Source organism: Bradyrhizobium sp. UFLA05-89 (assembly GCF_059803475.1).
On record NZ_JBANBA010000065.1, the window covers coordinates 36,832 to 52,362 of the forward strand.

15 protein-coding genes are annotated in these 15,531 nt (G+C 63.8%); 12 read left to right on the plus strand and 3 right to left on the minus strand.

Annotation, left to right across the window (positions count from 1 at the left end; translation table 11 throughout):
* Window positions 1-79: 79 nt before the first annotated feature.
* Window positions 80-1,300, minus strand: a complete 1,221-nt coding sequence (locus SO139_RS28280) for a ubiquinone biosynthesis hydroxylase (protein ID WP_498541027.1) — start codon at window positions 1,298-1,300, stop codon at window positions 80-82.
* 210 nt (window positions 1,301-1,510) lie between these two features.
* Here SO139_RS28280 and tesB point away from each other — a divergent pair, with 210 nt between their 5' ends.
* Window positions 1,511-2,374, plus strand: coding sequence for an acyl-CoA thioesterase II (tesB, locus tag SO139_RS28285; RefSeq protein ID WP_449380294.1), 864 nt, complete (start codon window positions 1,511-1,513; stop codon window positions 2,372-2,374).
* A 131-nt stretch (window positions 2,375-2,505) separates the two neighbouring features.
* Here tesB and SO139_RS28290 read toward each other — a convergent pair whose 3' ends face one another.
* The gene (locus tag SO139_RS28290; RefSeq protein ID WP_498541028.1) at window positions 2,506-3,402 is read right to left on the minus strand and encodes a DUF4339 domain-containing protein; all 897 of its coding nucleotides are present in this window, start codon (window positions 3,400-3,402) and stop codon (window positions 2,506-2,508) included.
* A 247-nt stretch (window positions 3,403-3,649) separates the two neighbouring features.
* Here SO139_RS28290 and SO139_RS28295 point away from each other — a divergent pair, with 247 nt between their 5' ends.
* From SO139_RS28295 to SO139_RS28325, 7 genes are all read left to right on the plus strand, one after another.
* Window positions 3,650-3,988, plus strand: a complete 339-nt coding sequence (locus tag SO139_RS28295; protein WP_449380296.1) for a P-II family nitrogen regulator — start codon at window positions 3,650-3,652, stop codon at window positions 3,986-3,988.
* Window positions 3,989-4,216: 228 nt separating this feature from the next.
* The gene (locus SO139_RS28300; protein WP_449380297.1) at window positions 4,217-4,531 is read left to right on the plus strand and encodes an ArsR/SmtB family transcription factor; all 315 of its coding nucleotides are present in this window, start codon (window positions 4,217-4,219) and stop codon (window positions 4,529-4,531) included.
* On the plus strand, window positions 4,528-4,881 hold the full coding sequence (locus tag SO139_RS28305) for an SRPBCC family protein (protein WP_449380298.1): 354 nt from the start codon (window positions 4,528-4,530) through the stop codon (window positions 4,879-4,881). The genes SO139_RS28300 and SO139_RS28305 overlap by 4 nt, the downstream gene beginning before the upstream one ends.
* Window positions 4,882-4,922: 41 nt before the next feature.
* The gene (locus SO139_RS28310; RefSeq protein WP_449380299.1) at window positions 4,923-5,525 is read left to right on the plus strand and encodes an ATP-dependent Clp protease proteolytic subunit; all 603 of its coding nucleotides are present in this window, start codon (window positions 4,923-4,925) and stop codon (window positions 5,523-5,525) included.
* A gap of 382 nt (window positions 5,526-5,907) precedes the next feature.
* Window positions 5,908-6,246: a P-II family nitrogen regulator gene (locus SO139_RS28315; protein WP_280709846.1), complete on the plus strand. Its 339-nt coding sequence runs from the start codon at window positions 5,908-5,910 to the stop codon at window positions 6,244-6,246.
* A 37-nt stretch (window positions 6,247-6,283) separates the two neighbouring features.
* Window positions 6,284-7,732 (plus strand): ammonium transporter, encoded by a 1,449-nt coding sequence (locus tag SO139_RS28320; RefSeq protein WP_498541029.1) that lies wholly within the window; start codon window positions 6,284-6,286, stop codon window positions 7,730-7,732.
* Window positions 7,733-7,937: 205 nt separating this feature from the next.
* Window positions 7,938-8,342, plus strand: coding sequence for a GFA family protein (locus SO139_RS28325; RefSeq protein ID WP_449380300.1), 405 nt, complete (start codon window positions 7,938-7,940; stop codon window positions 8,340-8,342).
* Window positions 8,343-8,571: 229 nt separating this feature from the next.
* Here the strand turns inward: SO139_RS28325 and SO139_RS28330 are convergent, their stop codons facing one another.
* A complete protein-coding gene (locus SO139_RS28330) occupies window positions 8,572-9,357 on the minus strand; it encodes a GGDEF domain-containing protein (RefSeq protein ID WP_498541030.1) in 786 nt (261 codons plus the stop codon).
* A gap of 299 nt (window positions 9,358-9,656) precedes the next feature.
* On the opposite strand from SO139_RS28330, the gene SO139_RS28335 reads away from it, so the two are divergent.
* The 4 genes from SO139_RS28335 to SO139_RS28350 all read left to right on the plus strand — a co-directional run bounded on the left by SO139_RS28335 (window position 9,657) and on the right by SO139_RS28350 (window position 15,324).
* Window positions 9,657-10,871, plus strand: a complete 1,215-nt coding sequence (locus SO139_RS28335) for an aminotransferase class I/II-fold pyridoxal phosphate-dependent enzyme (protein WP_449380302.1) — start codon at window positions 9,657-9,659, stop codon at window positions 10,869-10,871.
* A gap of 4 nt (window positions 10,872-10,875) precedes the next feature.
* Window positions 10,876-13,347 (plus strand): DNA translocase FtsK, encoded by a 2,472-nt coding sequence (locus SO139_RS28340; RefSeq protein WP_498541031.1) that lies wholly within the window; start codon window positions 10,876-10,878, stop codon window positions 13,345-13,347.
* Window positions 13,348-13,614: 267 nt separating this feature from the next.
* Window positions 13,615-14,370, plus strand: a complete 756-nt coding sequence (locus SO139_RS28345) for an outer membrane lipoprotein carrier protein LolA (RefSeq protein WP_449380342.1) — start codon at window positions 13,615-13,617, stop codon at window positions 14,368-14,370.
* Between the two features lie 138 nt (window positions 14,371-14,508).
* Entirely contained in the window at window positions 14,509-15,324 is an 816-nt protein-coding gene (locus SO139_RS28350; protein WP_449380304.1) for an exodeoxyribonuclease III, read from the plus strand.
* Window positions 15,325-15,531: the final 207 nt, after the last annotated feature.

Sequence of the window (15,531 nt, forward strand, 5' to 3'; positions counted from 1 at the left end):
CTGCTGCAGCTCGGCCTTCATCCTTCGAGACGCGCGCAAGCGCGCTCCTCAGGATGAGGGTCAATGGCCTTGTTGACTGCTACAGCGCCTCGCCCTTCAACAACTTCGGCACTTCGCCGGTGAGGCCGGCGGCCTGGCGGATGAAGAGATTCTTCAGCGGCGGGGCGCGGTCGACGATGCCGAGCCCGATGTCGCGCACGGTGCGCAGAAGCGTCGACCTGTTGGAGAACAGGAAGTTCAGCGAGTTGGTCGCTAGCCCCATTGCCATGGTGTCGAAGCGCCGCCAGCGCTGGTAGCGCTCCAGCACATCGCTCTGGCCGATATCCATGCCGAGCCGCGCGGCATCGACGATCACTTCGGCGAGCGCGGCGACATCCTTCAGGCCCATGTTGAGGCCTTGGCCCGCGATGGGATGGATGACATGCGCGGCATCGCCGACCAGCGCGAGGCGCTCGGCGATGAAGGAGCGCGCGACGAAATAGGACAGCGGAAACGCGCGCGGCTTGTCCAGCGCCTTGATCTCGCCGAGATGCAGGCCAAAGCGCTGCTCGAGCTCGCTGTGAAATTCGTCCTCGCTCAGCGCCGTGATGCGCGCGGCCTCGGTGCGGCCCTCGGTCCACACCAGCGAGGAGCGTTTTCCCGTCAGCGGCAGGATCGCGAAGGGGCCGGCGGGCAGAAAATGCTCCTCGGCGCGGCCCTCATGATCGCGCTCATGGCCGACGGTGACGACGATGCCGGACTGATCGTACTCCCAGCCATGGGTGGCGATGCCGGCGCGCTCGCGCAGCTTCGACTTGGCGCCGTCGGCCGCGATCAACAGGCTCGCCGCGACCACGCTGCCATCGCCGAGCGTCACGTCGATGCCATCGGGGCGCGCGTCGTAGGACGCGACAGGAGTGGCGCGAAGATCGATGCCTTCGGCTTCGGCGCGCTTGACCAGCACGTCAATGAGCTGGCGGTTCTCGATCATGTGAGCAAAGGGCTCGCCGGGCTCGACATCGCCGGCGAAGGTCAGGAACACCGGACGCGTGACGTCCTCCAGCTTGGAATCGGTCACGACCATGTCGAGGATCGGCTGCGCACCGCCCTTGACGTCGTCCCAGGTGCCGATCGCCTCGAACAGCCGGCGGCAGGCCGCAACGATGGCGGTGGCGCGCGGATCGCGGCTCGGCCGCGTGGCGAGCGCCGGATCGGCGACGATCACGGGAATGTCTGGACCGAGGCCCTGGCGCAATGCGAGCGCGAGCGCTAGCCCTGCAAATGCGCCGCCGCCAATGACAATGCTACCCTGTACTGACATACCCTGGATCCCGGCTAACTCTTGGCCTTGCTAGCAGACTTGAGCTGGGCGAAACAGTGCGGTGAAACAAGGGCCGTTTCCTCATGTCATTCCGGGGCGCGCAAGGCGCGAACCCGGATTATTGGCTCGAGATTCCACATTGCGCAAATGCGCAATGGGGTTCATCGCTTCGCGTGCCCCGGAATGACGAAATCCTTCGAAAGCGCCGACATGTCCAAAAGCCTGATCGACCTCATCTCCATCCTCGATATCGAGCCGCTCGAGGTGAATTTGTTCCGCGGCAACAGCCCGAAGACGAGCTGGCAGCGGGTGTTCGGCGGGCAGGTGATCGGGCAGGCGATGGTCGCGGCCTGCCGCACGGTGGAGGGCCGGCTGCCGCATTCGCTGCATTGCTATTTCATCCTGCCGGGCGACCCGCAGGTGCCCATCATCTACCAGGTGGAGCGCCTGCGTGACGGCAAGAGCTATTCGACCAGGCGCGTCACCGCGATCCAGCATGGCAATGCGATCTTCTCGATCATGGTCTCGTTCCATGCCGAGGAGGAGGGCGCCTTCGATCACCAGGACAAGATGCCGGATGTGCCACCGCCGGAAAAGCTGACGGCGGAGGAAGTGTCGAAGCAGCCGATATTCCGCGAGATGCCGGAGTTTATCCGCCGCTATTACGAATCCGATCGTCCGATCGAGCTGCGCCCGGTCGAGCTCAGCCGCTATTTCGGCCAGAAGATCGAGGACGGCCGCATCCATGTCTGGATCAGGACTGCAGCAAAGCTGCCGGACGATCCGGCGCTGCATATGTGCGCGCTCGCCTATGCCTCGGACTTCTCGCTGCTCGATGCGGTGATGGCGCGCTACGGTCGCACGCTGTTCGACAAGCGCATGATGCCGGCAAGCCTCGATCACGCGATGTGGTTTCACCGTCCATTCCGCGCCGACGAATGGCTGCTTTACGCCCAGGATTCGCCGAGTGCGCAATCAGGCCGCGGCTTGACCCGCGGCCTGATCTTCAAGCCCGATGGCACGTTGGTGGCCTCCGTCGCGCAGGAAGGCTCCGTGCGCGAGCGGAAGGGCTGAGAGCTAGAGCATGATCCGGAAAAGTGTGCAGCGGTTTTCCCTCGCGACAAACGCGGAACGCGTTTGCGCGGAGATCATGCTCAAACAACAAACTAAAGCGCGATGACGATTCATCCCAATCTCATCGCGCTTTAGACCGACCCCTTTGGCACGAGCTCGGTCTGCGACGCCATCCAGCCCATCATCCAGCGATACATCCAGGGAATCGGGATGATGAAGCTGCACAGGATGGCAGTCACGATCGCGCGCCAAAGGAACTCGAGTCCGGTGCCCTTGAAGACGATGTCGCGCCGCGTGCCTGCAATGTTGCGGCACAGCCAGCGGACCTGGGCAACCATGACCCACGCCCAGCCGATGATGGTGATGAAGGAGATCGCCAGCAGCAGGTTCCAGCCGATATAGGCCCAGATCGAGCCCGTGAAGCTGAGGCCGAGCGGCTGCCCGTTGGAGGCGAGGTTCGCGACCATCCATTTGATCAGCAGCCAGTACAGAACGAGCTCGGCGATGAAGAGCAGGTTGTTGAGCAACTGGACGCCGCTGAAATAGGCGACGATGGCGAGAACAATGAAGCCGAAATACCACGGCACCAGCGTCATCGCATTGCCGGTGAAGCTGAGATTCGGTCGTCCTGGAACCTTCACGCAGGACACGATCCACTGCGTGTACCAGACGAACACCCAGGGCGCCGGAATGATCAGCATCGTGCCGATCAGCATGACGATGGTGCGCCAGGTGGACTCCAGGATGCCGAAATCGATCGCGAGCGCGGAGCCACCGCCGCTGTAACTGCCGCCGCTATAGCCCCCGGGAGAAGCCATCGTGGGTGGCCCACCCGTCGGAACGATCGGCGGCGCGCCGCCGCCAGCCATCAATCCCGGAATTTCGGCCGCCTTCTGCCAGCCCGCCATGCCCTCGGTCCACACCAGCGTGTCCGGGCGGACCACGCCCTGGGCAATGAGATCGCGGAATTGACCTTCCGGATAGGGCCCCTGCTGCTTGCCCTCGGCTGCGTAGAACCAACTCGCCATGAAATGCCCCCCTTCAGTCCCAAAATACTTTTGTACCGGCCGGGACGGTTCGGTTCACCGCATCCATGCCAAAAATGGATTGTGAAGGACGACCCGCAGCTCTGTACAGAGGGCGGCGGCCCAGACTGCTCCGCCTTTTTCTCTCTTCAACCTGCAACATTTTTATGCCATTTGCCCGGAAAGATGCCAGATTGACGCAGCGCCATCTGCGCATTGTTTGGCGAAGCTCCGGGAAACAGGCCTGACCATGAAACTCGTCGTCGCGATCATCAAACCCTTCAAGCTCGATGAGGTCCGCCAGGCACTGACGGCGATCGGCGTGCACGGCATGACCGTCACCGAGGTGAAGGGCTACGGCCGCCAGAAGGGCCATACCGAAATCTATCGCGGCGCCGAATATGTCGTGAACTTCCTGCCCAAGCTCCGGATCGAAATCGCGGTGCCCTCCGAGATCGCCGAGAAGGCCGTCAACGTCATCACCTCGACGGCGCGCACCGGGCAGATCGGCGACGGCAAGATCTTCGTCACGCCGATCGACCACGCGCTGCGCATCCGCACCGGCGAGACCGACAGCGACGCGCTCTGAATTCGACTATGTCGCAAGACCCTCATGGTGAGGAGCGCGGAACGCGCGGCCCCGGACGATGCTGCGCATCGCCGGGCGAACCATGAAGGCCCGGCTCTCACCCACGGCCATCCTTCGAGACGCGCGCAAGCAGGCTCCTGATCGTCACCACCGCGCTGGTCCTGGTACCGAACAGCCTCAGGCCGCTTCGGGCTTGCGCAACACATAAGTGTATGCTTATGTATTACCATGATCGAAGCAGACATCTTCAAGGCGCTGGCCGACCCGACGCGCCGAAAGGTCTTTGAAAAGCTCGCTGGCGGAAGCCTGAACGCCAGTGCTTTGCGCGACGGATTGGACATCAGCCAACCGGCGATGTCGCAGCATCTCGCGGTTCTGCGTGCAGCAGGCCTCGTGCGCGAACAGCGGCAGGGCCGATTTGTGAACTACGAGGTCGACCCCAACGGCATCGCCACCATCGGAACATGGCTTGCGCGCTACCGTGCCTACTGGCCGAAGCGCATGGAAGCGCTCGCCGATCTCTTGAAGGACATGGATCAATGAGCGACGCAGCGAAGCCTGATCAAGCCGATACAGCCCTGGTGCTCGAATACGACTTCGATGCGCCGCCCGCCAAGGTCTGGCGCGCCGTGACCATTCCGGCGCTGCGCGAACGCTGGCTACCGGATTGCGACCTCGCCGGCGCCGAGCCCGAATCATCGGTCGCAGGCGAAGAGGTGCGTTACCGGCTTCGTGATCCCGAACCGCCGTTTCGCGAAAGCCATGTCATCTTCCGGATCGAGCCGAACGAGGACGGCGGCACCCGCTTTCGCATCATCCAGCAAGCCTGCGACGAGCGCGTAACGCTGCCGAAGCCGGCCAACACGAATTGCTGCCTGATGCGCGCGGCCTGACGGAAAACAGACTTCATCACCTGCAGACATGGAGGTCGCCGATGCGCGACATGCTTCAGCTCGTCCCTATGGTCGTCGAACAGTCGAGCCGCGGCGAGCGATCCTTCGATATCTACTCCCGCCTCTTGCGCGAGCGCATCATCTTCCTCAACGGCGAAGTCAATGATGCAATGTCCGGCTTGGTCTGCGCGCAGCTCTTGTTCCTGGAGGCGGAGAACCCGAACAAGCCGATCAATCTCTACATCAATTCCTATGGCGGCGTGGTCACCAGCGGATTTGCCATGTACGACACCATGCAGTTCATCAAGGCGCCGGTCCATACGCTCTGCATGGGTACCGCGCGCTCCATGGGGTCGTTCCTGCTGATGGCCGGCGAGCCCGGCCACCGCGCCGCCCTGCCCAATGCCAGCCTCCACGTGCATCAGCCGCTCGGCGGCTTTCAAGGCCAGGCGTCTGACGTCCTGATCCATGCAACCGAAATGCAGGAAACCAAGCGGCGCATCATCCAGCTCTATGCCCGACATTGCGGGCGCCCTGAGCAGGAGGTGGAACGGACCCTGGACCGCGACCACTTCATGAACGCGCAGCAGGCGGTCGAATGGGGGCTGATCGACAGGGTTTTTGCGGAGCGCAGCGCCACCTGAGGGTCCGAGAGGACCCTTCGGCCGCTACATCCGGCTGCTCCATGCACATCTCCCAGCGTGGTGCGGCGCTGCAGCACGCGCCGAGCCCAAGGTACCTTTCCGCTGCCCTACACGTGAGCAACATTGTGTCGGCAGCCTGTCGTGCATCGGTTTTGAGCAGGCATGACTACGTTTTAGGCGCGACCTATTAGCGCAGTGCAGCGCGACCCCCGCAAGGCGTGAAAAACCTCGCATTCATAATCCGTTAGGCAAGGACGTCGATCTGGCACGGCATTTGATTCTCAGAGCCCGGCTGTGCCCGCGGTGTGAAGCTTCTCCTCGTGGTGAACCAGTCGAGAACGCCCGGCCACGTCCGGACCGGGCCCAAGCGGGGATAGGACCCATGAAAATTGTTATGGCGATAATCAAGCCATTCAAGCTGGAAGAAGTCCGGGACGCCCTGACCGCCATCGGCGTTCACGGTCTCACGGTGACGGAAGTCAAGGGATATGGCCGGCAGAAGGGCCATACGGAAATCTACCGCGGCGCCGAATACGCCGTGAGCTTCCTGCCCAAGATCAAGATCGAAGTCGCTGTCGCTTCCGAGCAGGTCGACAAGACCATCGACGCCATCACGTCGGCTGCGAAAACAGGGCAGATCGGCGACGGCAAGATCTTCGTCATCAGCCTCGACCACGCGGTCCGCATCCGCACCGGCGAGGCCGACGCCGCGGCACTTTGATTTCGCGCTCAACCTTATCGAATCAGGAGAAAATGAAATGACGTTTAAGCGTCCCTATGGCGCGGGACTGGCCGCCCTCGCAGTCGGCATGTTCGCTGCGACCGCAGCCTACGCCGAGCCAACGGTCAACAAGGGGGATAACGCCTGGATGCTGACATCGACAGTGCTCGTGCTGTTGATGACGATCCCGGGTCTTGCGCTGTTCTATGGCGGTCTCGTCCGCTCCAAGAACATGCTCTCGGTTCTCGCCCAGGTCTTCTACACGGTCTGCGTCGTCACCGTGCTCTGGGCCCTCTACGGCTACAGCCTTGCCTTCACCGGCGGTTCGGACTTCATCGGCGGCTTCTCCAAGGCCTTCATGATGGGCATCACGACGGACTCGAAGGCGGCGACCTTCAGCGTCGATGCCAACATCTCGGAACTCGTCTACGTCTGCTTCCAGATGACCTTCGCGGCGATCACGCCCGCCCTCATCGTCGGCGCCTTTGCCGAGCGCATGAAGTTCTCGGCGGTCGCGCTGTTCATTCCGCTCTGGGTCACGCTGATCTACTTCCCGATCGCGCACATGGTCTGGTACTGGCCCGGCCCGGATGCGATCCAGGATGCTGCCAAGGCTCTGGCTGCTGCGGGTGATGCGGCGGCAAAGACTGCGGCCCAGGCCCAGCTCGACCAGGTCAACGCCGATGCCGGCTGGATCTTCAAGAAGGGCGCGATCGACTTCGCGGGCGGCACCGTCGTGCACATCAACGCCGGCATCGCCGGTCTCGTCGGCGCACTGCTGATCGGCAAGCGCACCGGCTACGGCAAGGAGCTGATGGCCCCGCACTCGCTGACCATGACCATGATCGGCGCCTCGCTGCTCTGGGTCGGCTGGTTCGGCTTCAACGCCGGCTCCAACCTGGAAGCCAATGGCGGCGCAGCCCTCGCCATGACCAACTCCTTCGTCGCCACCGCAGCCGCCGCGCTCGCGTGGATGTTCGCGGAGTGGATCGTGAAGGGTCATCCTTCGGTGCTCGGCGCGCTCTCCGGCGCGGTCGCAGGCCTCGTGGCGGTGACGCCGGCGGCCGGCTACTCCGGCCCGATGGGTGCGATCGTGCTCGGCCTCGTCGTCGGCATCGTCTGCCTGTTCTTCTGCACCGTGGTGAAGAATGCGCTCGGCTACGATGACTCGCTCGACGTGTTCGGCGTGCACTGCGTCGGCGGCATCGTCGGTGCGCTCGGCACCGGCATCCTCGTCAATCCGGCGCTGGGTGGTGCTGGGATCATCGACTACACCGCGATCCCGCCGAAGGTTGCCGATTACGACCTCGTGGCGCAGATGACCTCTCAGGTCTGGGGCGTCGGCACCACCCTGGTGTGGTCGGGCATCGGCTCGGCGATCCTCTACAAGGTCGTCGACGTGATCGTTGGCCTGCGCGCCAATGTCGAGACCGAGCGTGAAGGCCTCGACATCACCGAGCACACCGAACGCGCCTACAACATGTAACGCTCTCCTCCCGGAGGCGACCTTCGAAGGAAGATCGCATCCAGAACTGCGGTTTGGGCACATACCCGGCAATGCCCCGACCGTTGAGGGGCTCCAGCGCAAGTTGGAGCCCCTTTCTTTTTGCGGTGTCACAAAAGAAAAACTTGCCAAGCAAGCGGGCCGGCGCAGAAATACGACCTCAACGAACAACAAAAGGGAGGTCGTCATGCGGCTGGAAGGTGGATGCTATTGCGGCGAGGTGCGTTACGTTGCCGAGGGCGATCCGATGATGCAGGCGCAATGCCATTGCCGAGAATGCCAGTACATCTCGGGCGGCGAGCCCAACACCTTCATCGCGATGCCGGCGTCCGGCTTCACCTACATCACCGGCCAGCCCAAGCAGTTTACGCGCAAGGACCTCGAGCGCGCCGTGACACGGGAATTCTGCGCCGAATGCGGCACGCATCTGGTGACGAAGGTCCCTGGCCTGCCGGCCGCGATCGTGAAGGTCGGCACGCTGGACGATCCTGCGCAGTTCAAGCCGCAGATCGCGATCTATACCTGCGACAAGCAGGAGTTCCACCAGATTCCCGCGGGCATCCCGACATTCGAGAAGCTGCCACCGCATTAGGAGCAGAATGGCTTTAGCTTGATCGATGCGGGCCACGGGCTCGCTCAACCTCTCCCGCTTGCGGGGGAGGTCGGCGCGAAGCGCCGGGTGGGGCTCTATCCTCTTGGAGATTGTCCCGTTGCGGAGACACCCTCTCCCTGACCCTCTCCCGCAAGCGGGCGAGGGAGCGCACCGCCTTCGTGGCAATCTAGTCTGATCCCATGCCGTTCAGGCGCCAACCGGCAGATGATCACGCCGCCACGAGCGCGCGCTCGTCGGCCTCGACGACGCGATCGCGGCCGCGGCGCTTGGCAGCATAGAGCGCGCGGTCGGCGATCCGGATCAGCTCGGCGAGCTCGGCATCGGCGCAGGACACCGTGAAGCCGAGGCTGATGGTGACGCGCTCGAGGTTTTCGCCGATCGGGATTTCGCGGCTCGCGCAGCTCGCGCGCAGCGCCTCCGCATGCCGCTCAGCCTGGTCGCGGGTAACGCCGACCATGAGGCCGGCAAATTCCTCGCCGCCATAGCGCGCGACCAGCACGCCCTCGGTCCGGGCGAACTGCCGCAGCACGTCGGCAACCTCGACCAGCACCTCGTCGCCGGCGTCATGGCCGAAGCGGTCGTTGATCGACTTGAAATGGTCGATATCGCACAAGAACACCGTCACCGGCACACTGCGCTCGCGCGCGGAGGTCAGCGCGAGCGCCGCCGCATCGTCGAAGCCGCGGCGGTTGAAGAGGCCGGTGAGCTGATCGGTCTGCGAGATGCGCGCGAGCTCTCTGCGGGTCAGCGCCAATTCCTGCATCACAAGGCCCGAGCGATAGCTGAGGGCGCCGGACAGCAATGCCGAGATCGCGGTGGCGACGCACAGGCAAAAGCCGATGATGTAGCCGACACTCACCGTGGCGCTGAAATCCGTGCCGAGATGCAGCAGCAATGTCGATGCGGTCATCACGATGGCCAGGCCTGCGGCGATCGCCGCACGCCTTGCCGTGTGGCGAAGCACATCGCCATGTGTCGCAATCTGAATGGTCACCCGCCGCCCCCGCTTGTCGTCAGCAGCCATAACACCGGCAAGACTAGCGAATCGCCAACGCGAAAACCTTCTCGGAGGAGGGGGTTAACGGGGCGCAACGGGCTTGCCTAAAATGCCGGGAAACGGAACCGTCGATGGCCACGCATCCCCTGTTGACGGCGGCAATTATTCGGCTCTGGACGGGGGGACCGACCGATGGTTAATCGCGTCTTAACCTCGCCCTATCTATGGTGAACTGAACCGCTTCCGGCCGGTGCGACCTGCAACCGGCAGTTCCAAGAGTGCTGGCGCCCCAACGTATGGCTATGACCGCTTCATCCCGTGCGCCGCAGGGCAGTGGAAGCTCTGAGACCGAACGCTCGCCCTTCATCCGGCTGAACGAGCTCCTGGCCCCGCACCAGCCGGGCAAGTCCTTGATTACGCTCGCGGTTGGCGAACCGCAGCATCCGGTGCCCGACTTCGTAGGACCGGTGCTCGCAAAGCACATTGCCGAATTCGGCCGCTATCCGCTGGCCAAGGGCATCGAGCCGTTCCGCAAAGCTGCCGCAAGCTGGCTCGGCCATCGCTTCAAGCTGCCCCGGCCGATCGATCCCGAGAACGAGGTCCTGGTTCTCAATGGCAGCCGCGAAGGGCTGTTCTTCGCCGCGATCACGGCTGCACGCTATGTCGGCCCGCGCCCCGGCAAGCCAGCGATCCTGATGCCGAACCCGTTCTATCCGGTCTACGGCGCCGGCACCCGCGCAGCAGCTTGCGAGCTGGTCTATCTGCCAACGACGGTCGAAAACGGTTTCCTGCCCGATCTCGACGCGATCGACGAAGCGACGCTGGCGCGCACCGTGGCGTTCTATATCGCCTCGCCCGCCAACCCGCAGGGCTCGATCGCCTCGCGCGACTACTTCACCCGCCTGAAGGGCCTCGCCGATCGCTATGGCTTCGTCATCCTGAGCGACGAGTGCTACTCGGAGATCTATACGCGGGAAGCGCCGGGCAGCGCGCTCGAATGCGCCGGCCCCGACTTCACCCGCGTCGTCGCCTTCCAGTCGCTCTCCAAGCGCTCGAACCTGCCGGGCCTGCGTGTCGGCTTCGCCGCCGGCGACAAGAAATTCTTGAGCCTGTTTCTCGAGCTGCGCAACGTGGCCGCGCCTCAGGTTCCGGTCCCGCTCCAGCATGTCGCCACCGTCGCCTATGGCGACGAGGCGCATGTCGAGGAGAACCGCAGGCTCTACCGCATCAAGTTCGATCTCGCCGACCAGATCCTCGGCAACCGCTACGGCTATCGCCGGCCCGAAGGTGGCTTTTGCGTCTGGCTCGATACCTCGCCGCTCGGCAGCGACGAGGCCGTGACCTTGAAACTCTGGAAGGAAGCCGGCGTGCGGGTCGTGCCGGGCAGCTACCTGGCGCGGCTCCAGCCGGACGGTTTCAATCCGGGCGCAGGCTTCATTCGCCTGGCGCTGGTGCAGAACGGCGAGGTCACCGCCGAAGCGCTGCACCGGCTCGTCGCGACGTTGGGTTAGGCGGATGAGCATGTCGGCAATCGAACGTGTCATCCCACTGGTCGGACACCTGCCGCCCTCGATCCGTGACGCGCTGACGCGCCGTGTGCGCGAGCTGACAGGTCTTGGCCTGATCGCGTTGTCGGGCGTCGCCGCAACCGCGCTGATGACCTGGTCGGTCCAGGACCCCAGTCTGAGCCACGCCACCTCGCGGCCGATCCGCAACATCCTCGGCTATGCCGGCGCGATCGGCGCCGATCTCGCGATGCAGATTCTCGGTCTCGGCGCCATCATGCTGATTCTCACCGTCGCGGTGTGGGGCTGGCGCATGATGACCCACCGCCCGTTCGATCGCGAGGCGCTGCGGCTCGGCTGCTGGATCCTCTGCACGGTGATCGCGTCGGGTTTTGCGAGCTGCTGGCCGCATGGCGGCGCATGGCCGCTGCCGACCGGGCTCGGTGGCGTGGTCGGCGACGCGCTGGTGCGCGCACCGGCCGTGATCTTCGGACCCGCGGGCGCCATCTATCGCATGGTTTTGGGGACGATCCTGTTCGTCGCGATGGCCACGACGTTCCTGATTGCCTGCGGTCTCGGCGCGCGCGAGCGTGACGACGACGAGCTGACGCCGATCGAGGACGACGACACCCCGTTCGAGGAAGAGGAAGAAGAGGAGCGCGGCTCGGTATCGCTCGGCTGGCTGTTCCATGCGCTGATGAGCACGAAGGCGCGGATCGTCTGGCTCTGTGGTGCCGCCTATCGCTCGTTGGTCTCGAGCGGGTCAAAGCCTCGCGCCGCGACTTTCGATCGCCAGGAGCCCAGTCTTGGCGGCCGCACGGCACCCCCGATTTCGCCGCATGCCGAGGACGAGGACTACGAGGAGGAGAGCGAGGAAGAGGAGGACGAAGAGGAGGAGGCGCCGGCCGCGCGCGCCCCGCGCAAGAAGGCTGCACCGAAGGCCGCTGCCAAGAAATCCTCCGACAAGTTCGACCTTCCGTCTGTCTCCATGCTTGCCGCGCCAAAGGCCGGCGATCGCCAGCCACTCAGCAAGGCCGAGCTGGAAACCAATTCGCGTTCGCTCGAAGGCGTGCTCGGGGACTTTGGCGTGCGCGGCGAGATCGTCAAAGCCAATCCGGGTCCGGTCGTCACGCTGTACGAGCTGGAGCCGGCGCCCGGCATCAAGTCGTCGCGCGTGATCGGCCTAGCCGACGACATCGCGCGCTCCATGAGCGCGCTGTCGGCGCGCGTCGCCGTCGTGCCCGGCCGCAACGCCATCGGCATCGAGCTGCCGAATGCGCATCGCGAAAAGGTGTACCTGCGCGAGCTGCTGGTGGCGAAGGAGGCGACCGAGACGGTGGCAAAACTGCCGCTCTGCCTCGGCAAGACCATCGGCGGCGACCCCGTCATCATCGATCTGGCGCGCACGCCGCACATGCTGATCGCCGGCACCACCGGCTCGGGCAAATCGGTCGCCATCAACACCATGATCCTCAGCCTGGTCTACAGGTTGCGGCCCGATCAGTGCCGGCTGATCATGGTCGATCCGAAGATGCTCGAACTCTCCGTCTATGACGGCATCCCGCATCTGCTCACCCCGGTCGTGACCGACCCGAAGAAGGCGGTGGTCGCGCTGAAATGGGCGGTGCGCGAGATGGAAGAGCGCTACAAGAACATGGCCAAGCTCGGCGTGCGCAACATCGACGGCTACAATGCGCGCCTGCTCGAAGTGAAGGCCAAGGGCGAGGAGCTCACGCGCACGGTGCACACCGGTTTCGACAAGGAGACCGGCAAGGCGATCTACGAGGACGAGAAGCTCGCGCTCGATCCGCTGCCCTACATCGTCATCATCGTCGACGAAATGGCCGACCTGATGATGGTCGCCGGCAAGGACATCGAAGGCGCGGTGCAGCGCCTCGCGCAGATGGCGCGTGCCGCCGGCCTGCACGTGATCCTCGCGACGCAGCGTCCGTCGGTCGACGTCATCACCGGCACCATCAAGGCGAACTTTCCGACCCGCATCGCCTTCCAGGTCACCTCCAAGATCGACAGCCGCACCATCCTCGGCGAGATGGGCGCCGAGCAGCTGCTCGGCCAGGGCGACATGCTCTACATGGCCGGCGGCGGCCGCATCAGCCGCGTGCATGGCCCGTTCGCCTCCGACGAGGAAGTCGAGAAGGTGGTGCGTCACCTCAAGACGCAGGGACAGCCGGAATACCTCGAAGCGGTCACCGCGGAAGAACCTGCCGAGGGCGAAGACGGCGCGGTTTTCGACGCCACCGGCATGGGTGCGGATGGCGGCGGCGACCTGTTCTCGCAGGCCGTCGCGATCGTCAAACGCGACCGCAAGGCCTCCACCAGCTACATCCAGCGCCGGCTCCAGATCGGCTACAACCGCGCCGCCTCGCTGATGGAGCGCATGGAACTGGAAGGTATTGTCGGACCGGCCAATCATGCCGGCAAACGCGAGATTCTGGTCGAGGAAGAGGACAGCCATATGTGAGGCGCAAGGCGCCGGAGCATGATCCGGAAAAGTGTGAGCGGTTTTCCGAAAAGATCATGCTCAAACAATAACCTAAGCGCGATGACGATTCGTCCCAATCTCATCGCGCTTTGGCCTCACAATGAGTTTTTCACCCAAAAACGATCTCCGCTTTTGCCCGAAACCACGGTAAAAGGGCGCCAAGCCACACAGGACGTCGCGTTGACCGGAAATTCAGATATTCGATTTGCTGCCTCCTTCGCCGCGCGCAGCGCGCGGCTTGTGGGCATGCTTGTCATCACCGCCTCGATGGCTGCCGCCAGCGCGACGTCGTTCGCGCAGACCGTCCCCGTTCCGAAACCGGCGCCGAAGGGCCGCGACGGCGGACAGATGAGCGGCGGGCCCGCCACGACCGGCGCCACCCAGACGCCGCCCAATCCGATCATCCCGGATCCGCGCCGCAACGTGCCGAGCAGCATTTTCCAGACCTTTGACGACAAGCAGAAGGCACAGGCCGCCAGGGTCAGCGCCTATCTGTCGTCGCTGCAGACTCTGGTCGGCAATTTCGTCCAGGTCGGGCCGGACGGCAGCAAGACGCAAGGCGACTTCTACATCCAGAAGCCCGGCAAGATGCGCGTCGAATACGATCCGCCCAATCCGATCGACATCATCGCCGACGGATCCTCACTCGTGGTGCGCGACCGCAAGCTCGCGACGCAGGACGTCTATCCGCTGTCGCAGACACCGCTGCGCTTCCTGCTCTCGGACCGCATCGACCTGATGAAGGACACCAACGTCGTCAACGTCACCGCGGACGATCTCTTCGTCAGCGTCACCATCGAGGAGAAGCAGGCGCTGATCGGCACCAGCCGCCTGCTGCTGATGGTCGGCGCCAAGGACGGCCAATTGAAGCAATGGACGGTGACCGACCCGCAGGGCTACGACACCACCTTCGCGGTCTATAATCTCGACAGCACCAAGAAGCTCGATCCGAACATGTTCAAGATCGACTTCACCAACTACAACGTCCCGTCGCCGGGATAGATCTCCGCTGCTGTAGGTGTCGTAGGGCGGGCAAAGCGAAGCGTGCCCACCATTTTTGTACGAAATTGAGAGAAGATGGTGGGCACGGCGCCATGCGCCTTTGCCCACCCTACGAGAGCTTGCTATGACGCATCCCTCATGCGTCTCTCCCTGACAACCTGGAACATCAATTCGGTGCGGCTGCGCATCGATCTCGTCGCCAAATTCCTCAAGAGCGCACGGCCGGACGTGCTGTGCCTGCAGGAGACCAAGTGCATCGACGATGCCTTTCCGCTCAAGCGCTTCAAGCGGCTCGGTTATGAGCACATCGCACTGAACGGGCAGAAAGGCTATCACGGCGTCGCCATCGTCTCGAAGCTGCCGTTCGAGGCAACCGACATCCGCACCTTCTGCGACAAGATCGATTCACGCCACATCTCGGTGTCGTTCGGCGAGAAAGCAAACATCGCAAAGCCGCTGGTGCTGCACAATTTCTACGTCCCCGCCGGCGGCGACATTCCCGATCCCGCTCTGAACGAGAAATTCGACCACAAGCTTCGCTTCCTCGACGAGATGAAGGCGTGCGAGCCGCTGCACCCGCGCGGGGAGGATCGCCACATCCTGGTCGGCGACCTCAACGTCGCACCGCATGAGAACGACGTCTGGTCGCACAAGCAGCTTCTGAAGGTGGTCTCGCACACGCCGATCGAATGCGAGAAGCTGCTGGCAGCGCTCTCCGCCGGCGAATGGGTCGACGTCGCGCGCGAGCGCATTCCGATGTCGGAGAAGGTCTATACGTGGTGGAGCTACCGCGCCGCCGACTGGACCGTCGGCGACCGCGGCCGCAGGCTCGACCACATCTGGGTCTCGCGCGCGCTCAAGGATGCGGTCAGCGACTTCAGGATTCTTCGCGATGCGCGGAGCTGGGAGCGTCCGTCCGACCACGTGCCGGTAACGGTGACGCTGGAGGTGTAGTCGCCAACCACAACCGAAGCCCTCATCCTGAGGAGCGCGCTCGCGCGCGTCTCGAAGGATGAGCCGCGGGCAACACTCGGGCCTTCATGGTTCGAGACGGCGCTGACGCGCCTCCTCACCATGAGGAGCAGCTAAAGCGTGATGGCATTAAGTTCGATAGCCTGAATTTTTGAGGTAGTTGGCGCATTCCTCGGGGGTGAAGGCATC

Bases quoted from the DNA above. Each gene is read 5' to 3' on its own strand.
- SO139_RS28280 (WP_498541027.1), bottom strand. From the start codon at position 1,300: ATGTCAGTACAGGGTAGCATTGTCATTGGCGGCGGCGCATTTGCAGGG.
- tesB (WP_449380294.1), top strand. From the start codon at position 1,511: ATGTCCAAAAGCCTGATCGACCTCATCTCCATCCTCGATATCGAGCCG.
- SO139_RS28290 (WP_498541028.1), bottom strand. From the start codon at position 3,402: ATGGCGAGTTGGTTCTACGCAGCCGAGGGCAAGCAGCAGGGGCCCTAT.
- SO139_RS28295 (WP_449380296.1), top strand. From the start codon at position 3,650: ATGAAACTCGTCGTCGCGATCATCAAACCCTTCAAGCTCGATGAGGTC.
- SO139_RS28300 (WP_449380297.1), top strand. From the start codon at position 4,217: ATGATCGAAGCAGACATCTTCAAGGCGCTGGCCGACCCGACGCGCCGA.
- SO139_RS28305 (WP_449380298.1), top strand. From the start codon at position 4,528: ATGAGCGACGCAGCGAAGCCTGATCAAGCCGATACAGCCCTGGTGCTC.
- SO139_RS28310 (WP_449380299.1), top strand. From the start codon at position 4,923: ATGCGCGACATGCTTCAGCTCGTCCCTATGGTCGTCGAACAGTCGAGC.
- SO139_RS28315 (WP_280709846.1), top strand. From the start codon at position 5,908: ATGAAAATTGTTATGGCGATAATCAAGCCATTCAAGCTGGAAGAAGTC.
- SO139_RS28320 (WP_498541029.1), top strand. From the start codon at position 6,284: ATGACGTTTAAGCGTCCCTATGGCGCGGGACTGGCCGCCCTCGCAGTC.
- SO139_RS28325 (WP_449380300.1), top strand. From the start codon at position 7,938: ATGCGGCTGGAAGGTGGATGCTATTGCGGCGAGGTGCGTTACGTTGCC.
- SO139_RS28335 (WP_449380302.1), top strand. From the start codon at position 9,657: ATGGCTATGACCGCTTCATCCCGTGCGCCGCAGGGCAGTGGAAGCTCT.
- SO139_RS28340 (WP_498541031.1), top strand. From the start codon at position 10,876: ATGAGCATGTCGGCAATCGAACGTGTCATCCCACTGGTCGGACACCTG.
- SO139_RS28345 (WP_449380342.1), top strand. From the start codon at position 13,615: ATGCTTGTCATCACCGCCTCGATGGCTGCCGCCAGCGCGACGTCGTTC.
- SO139_RS28350 (WP_449380304.1), top strand. From the start codon at position 14,509: ATGCGTCTCTCCCTGACAACCTGGAACATCAATTCGGTGCGGCTGCGC.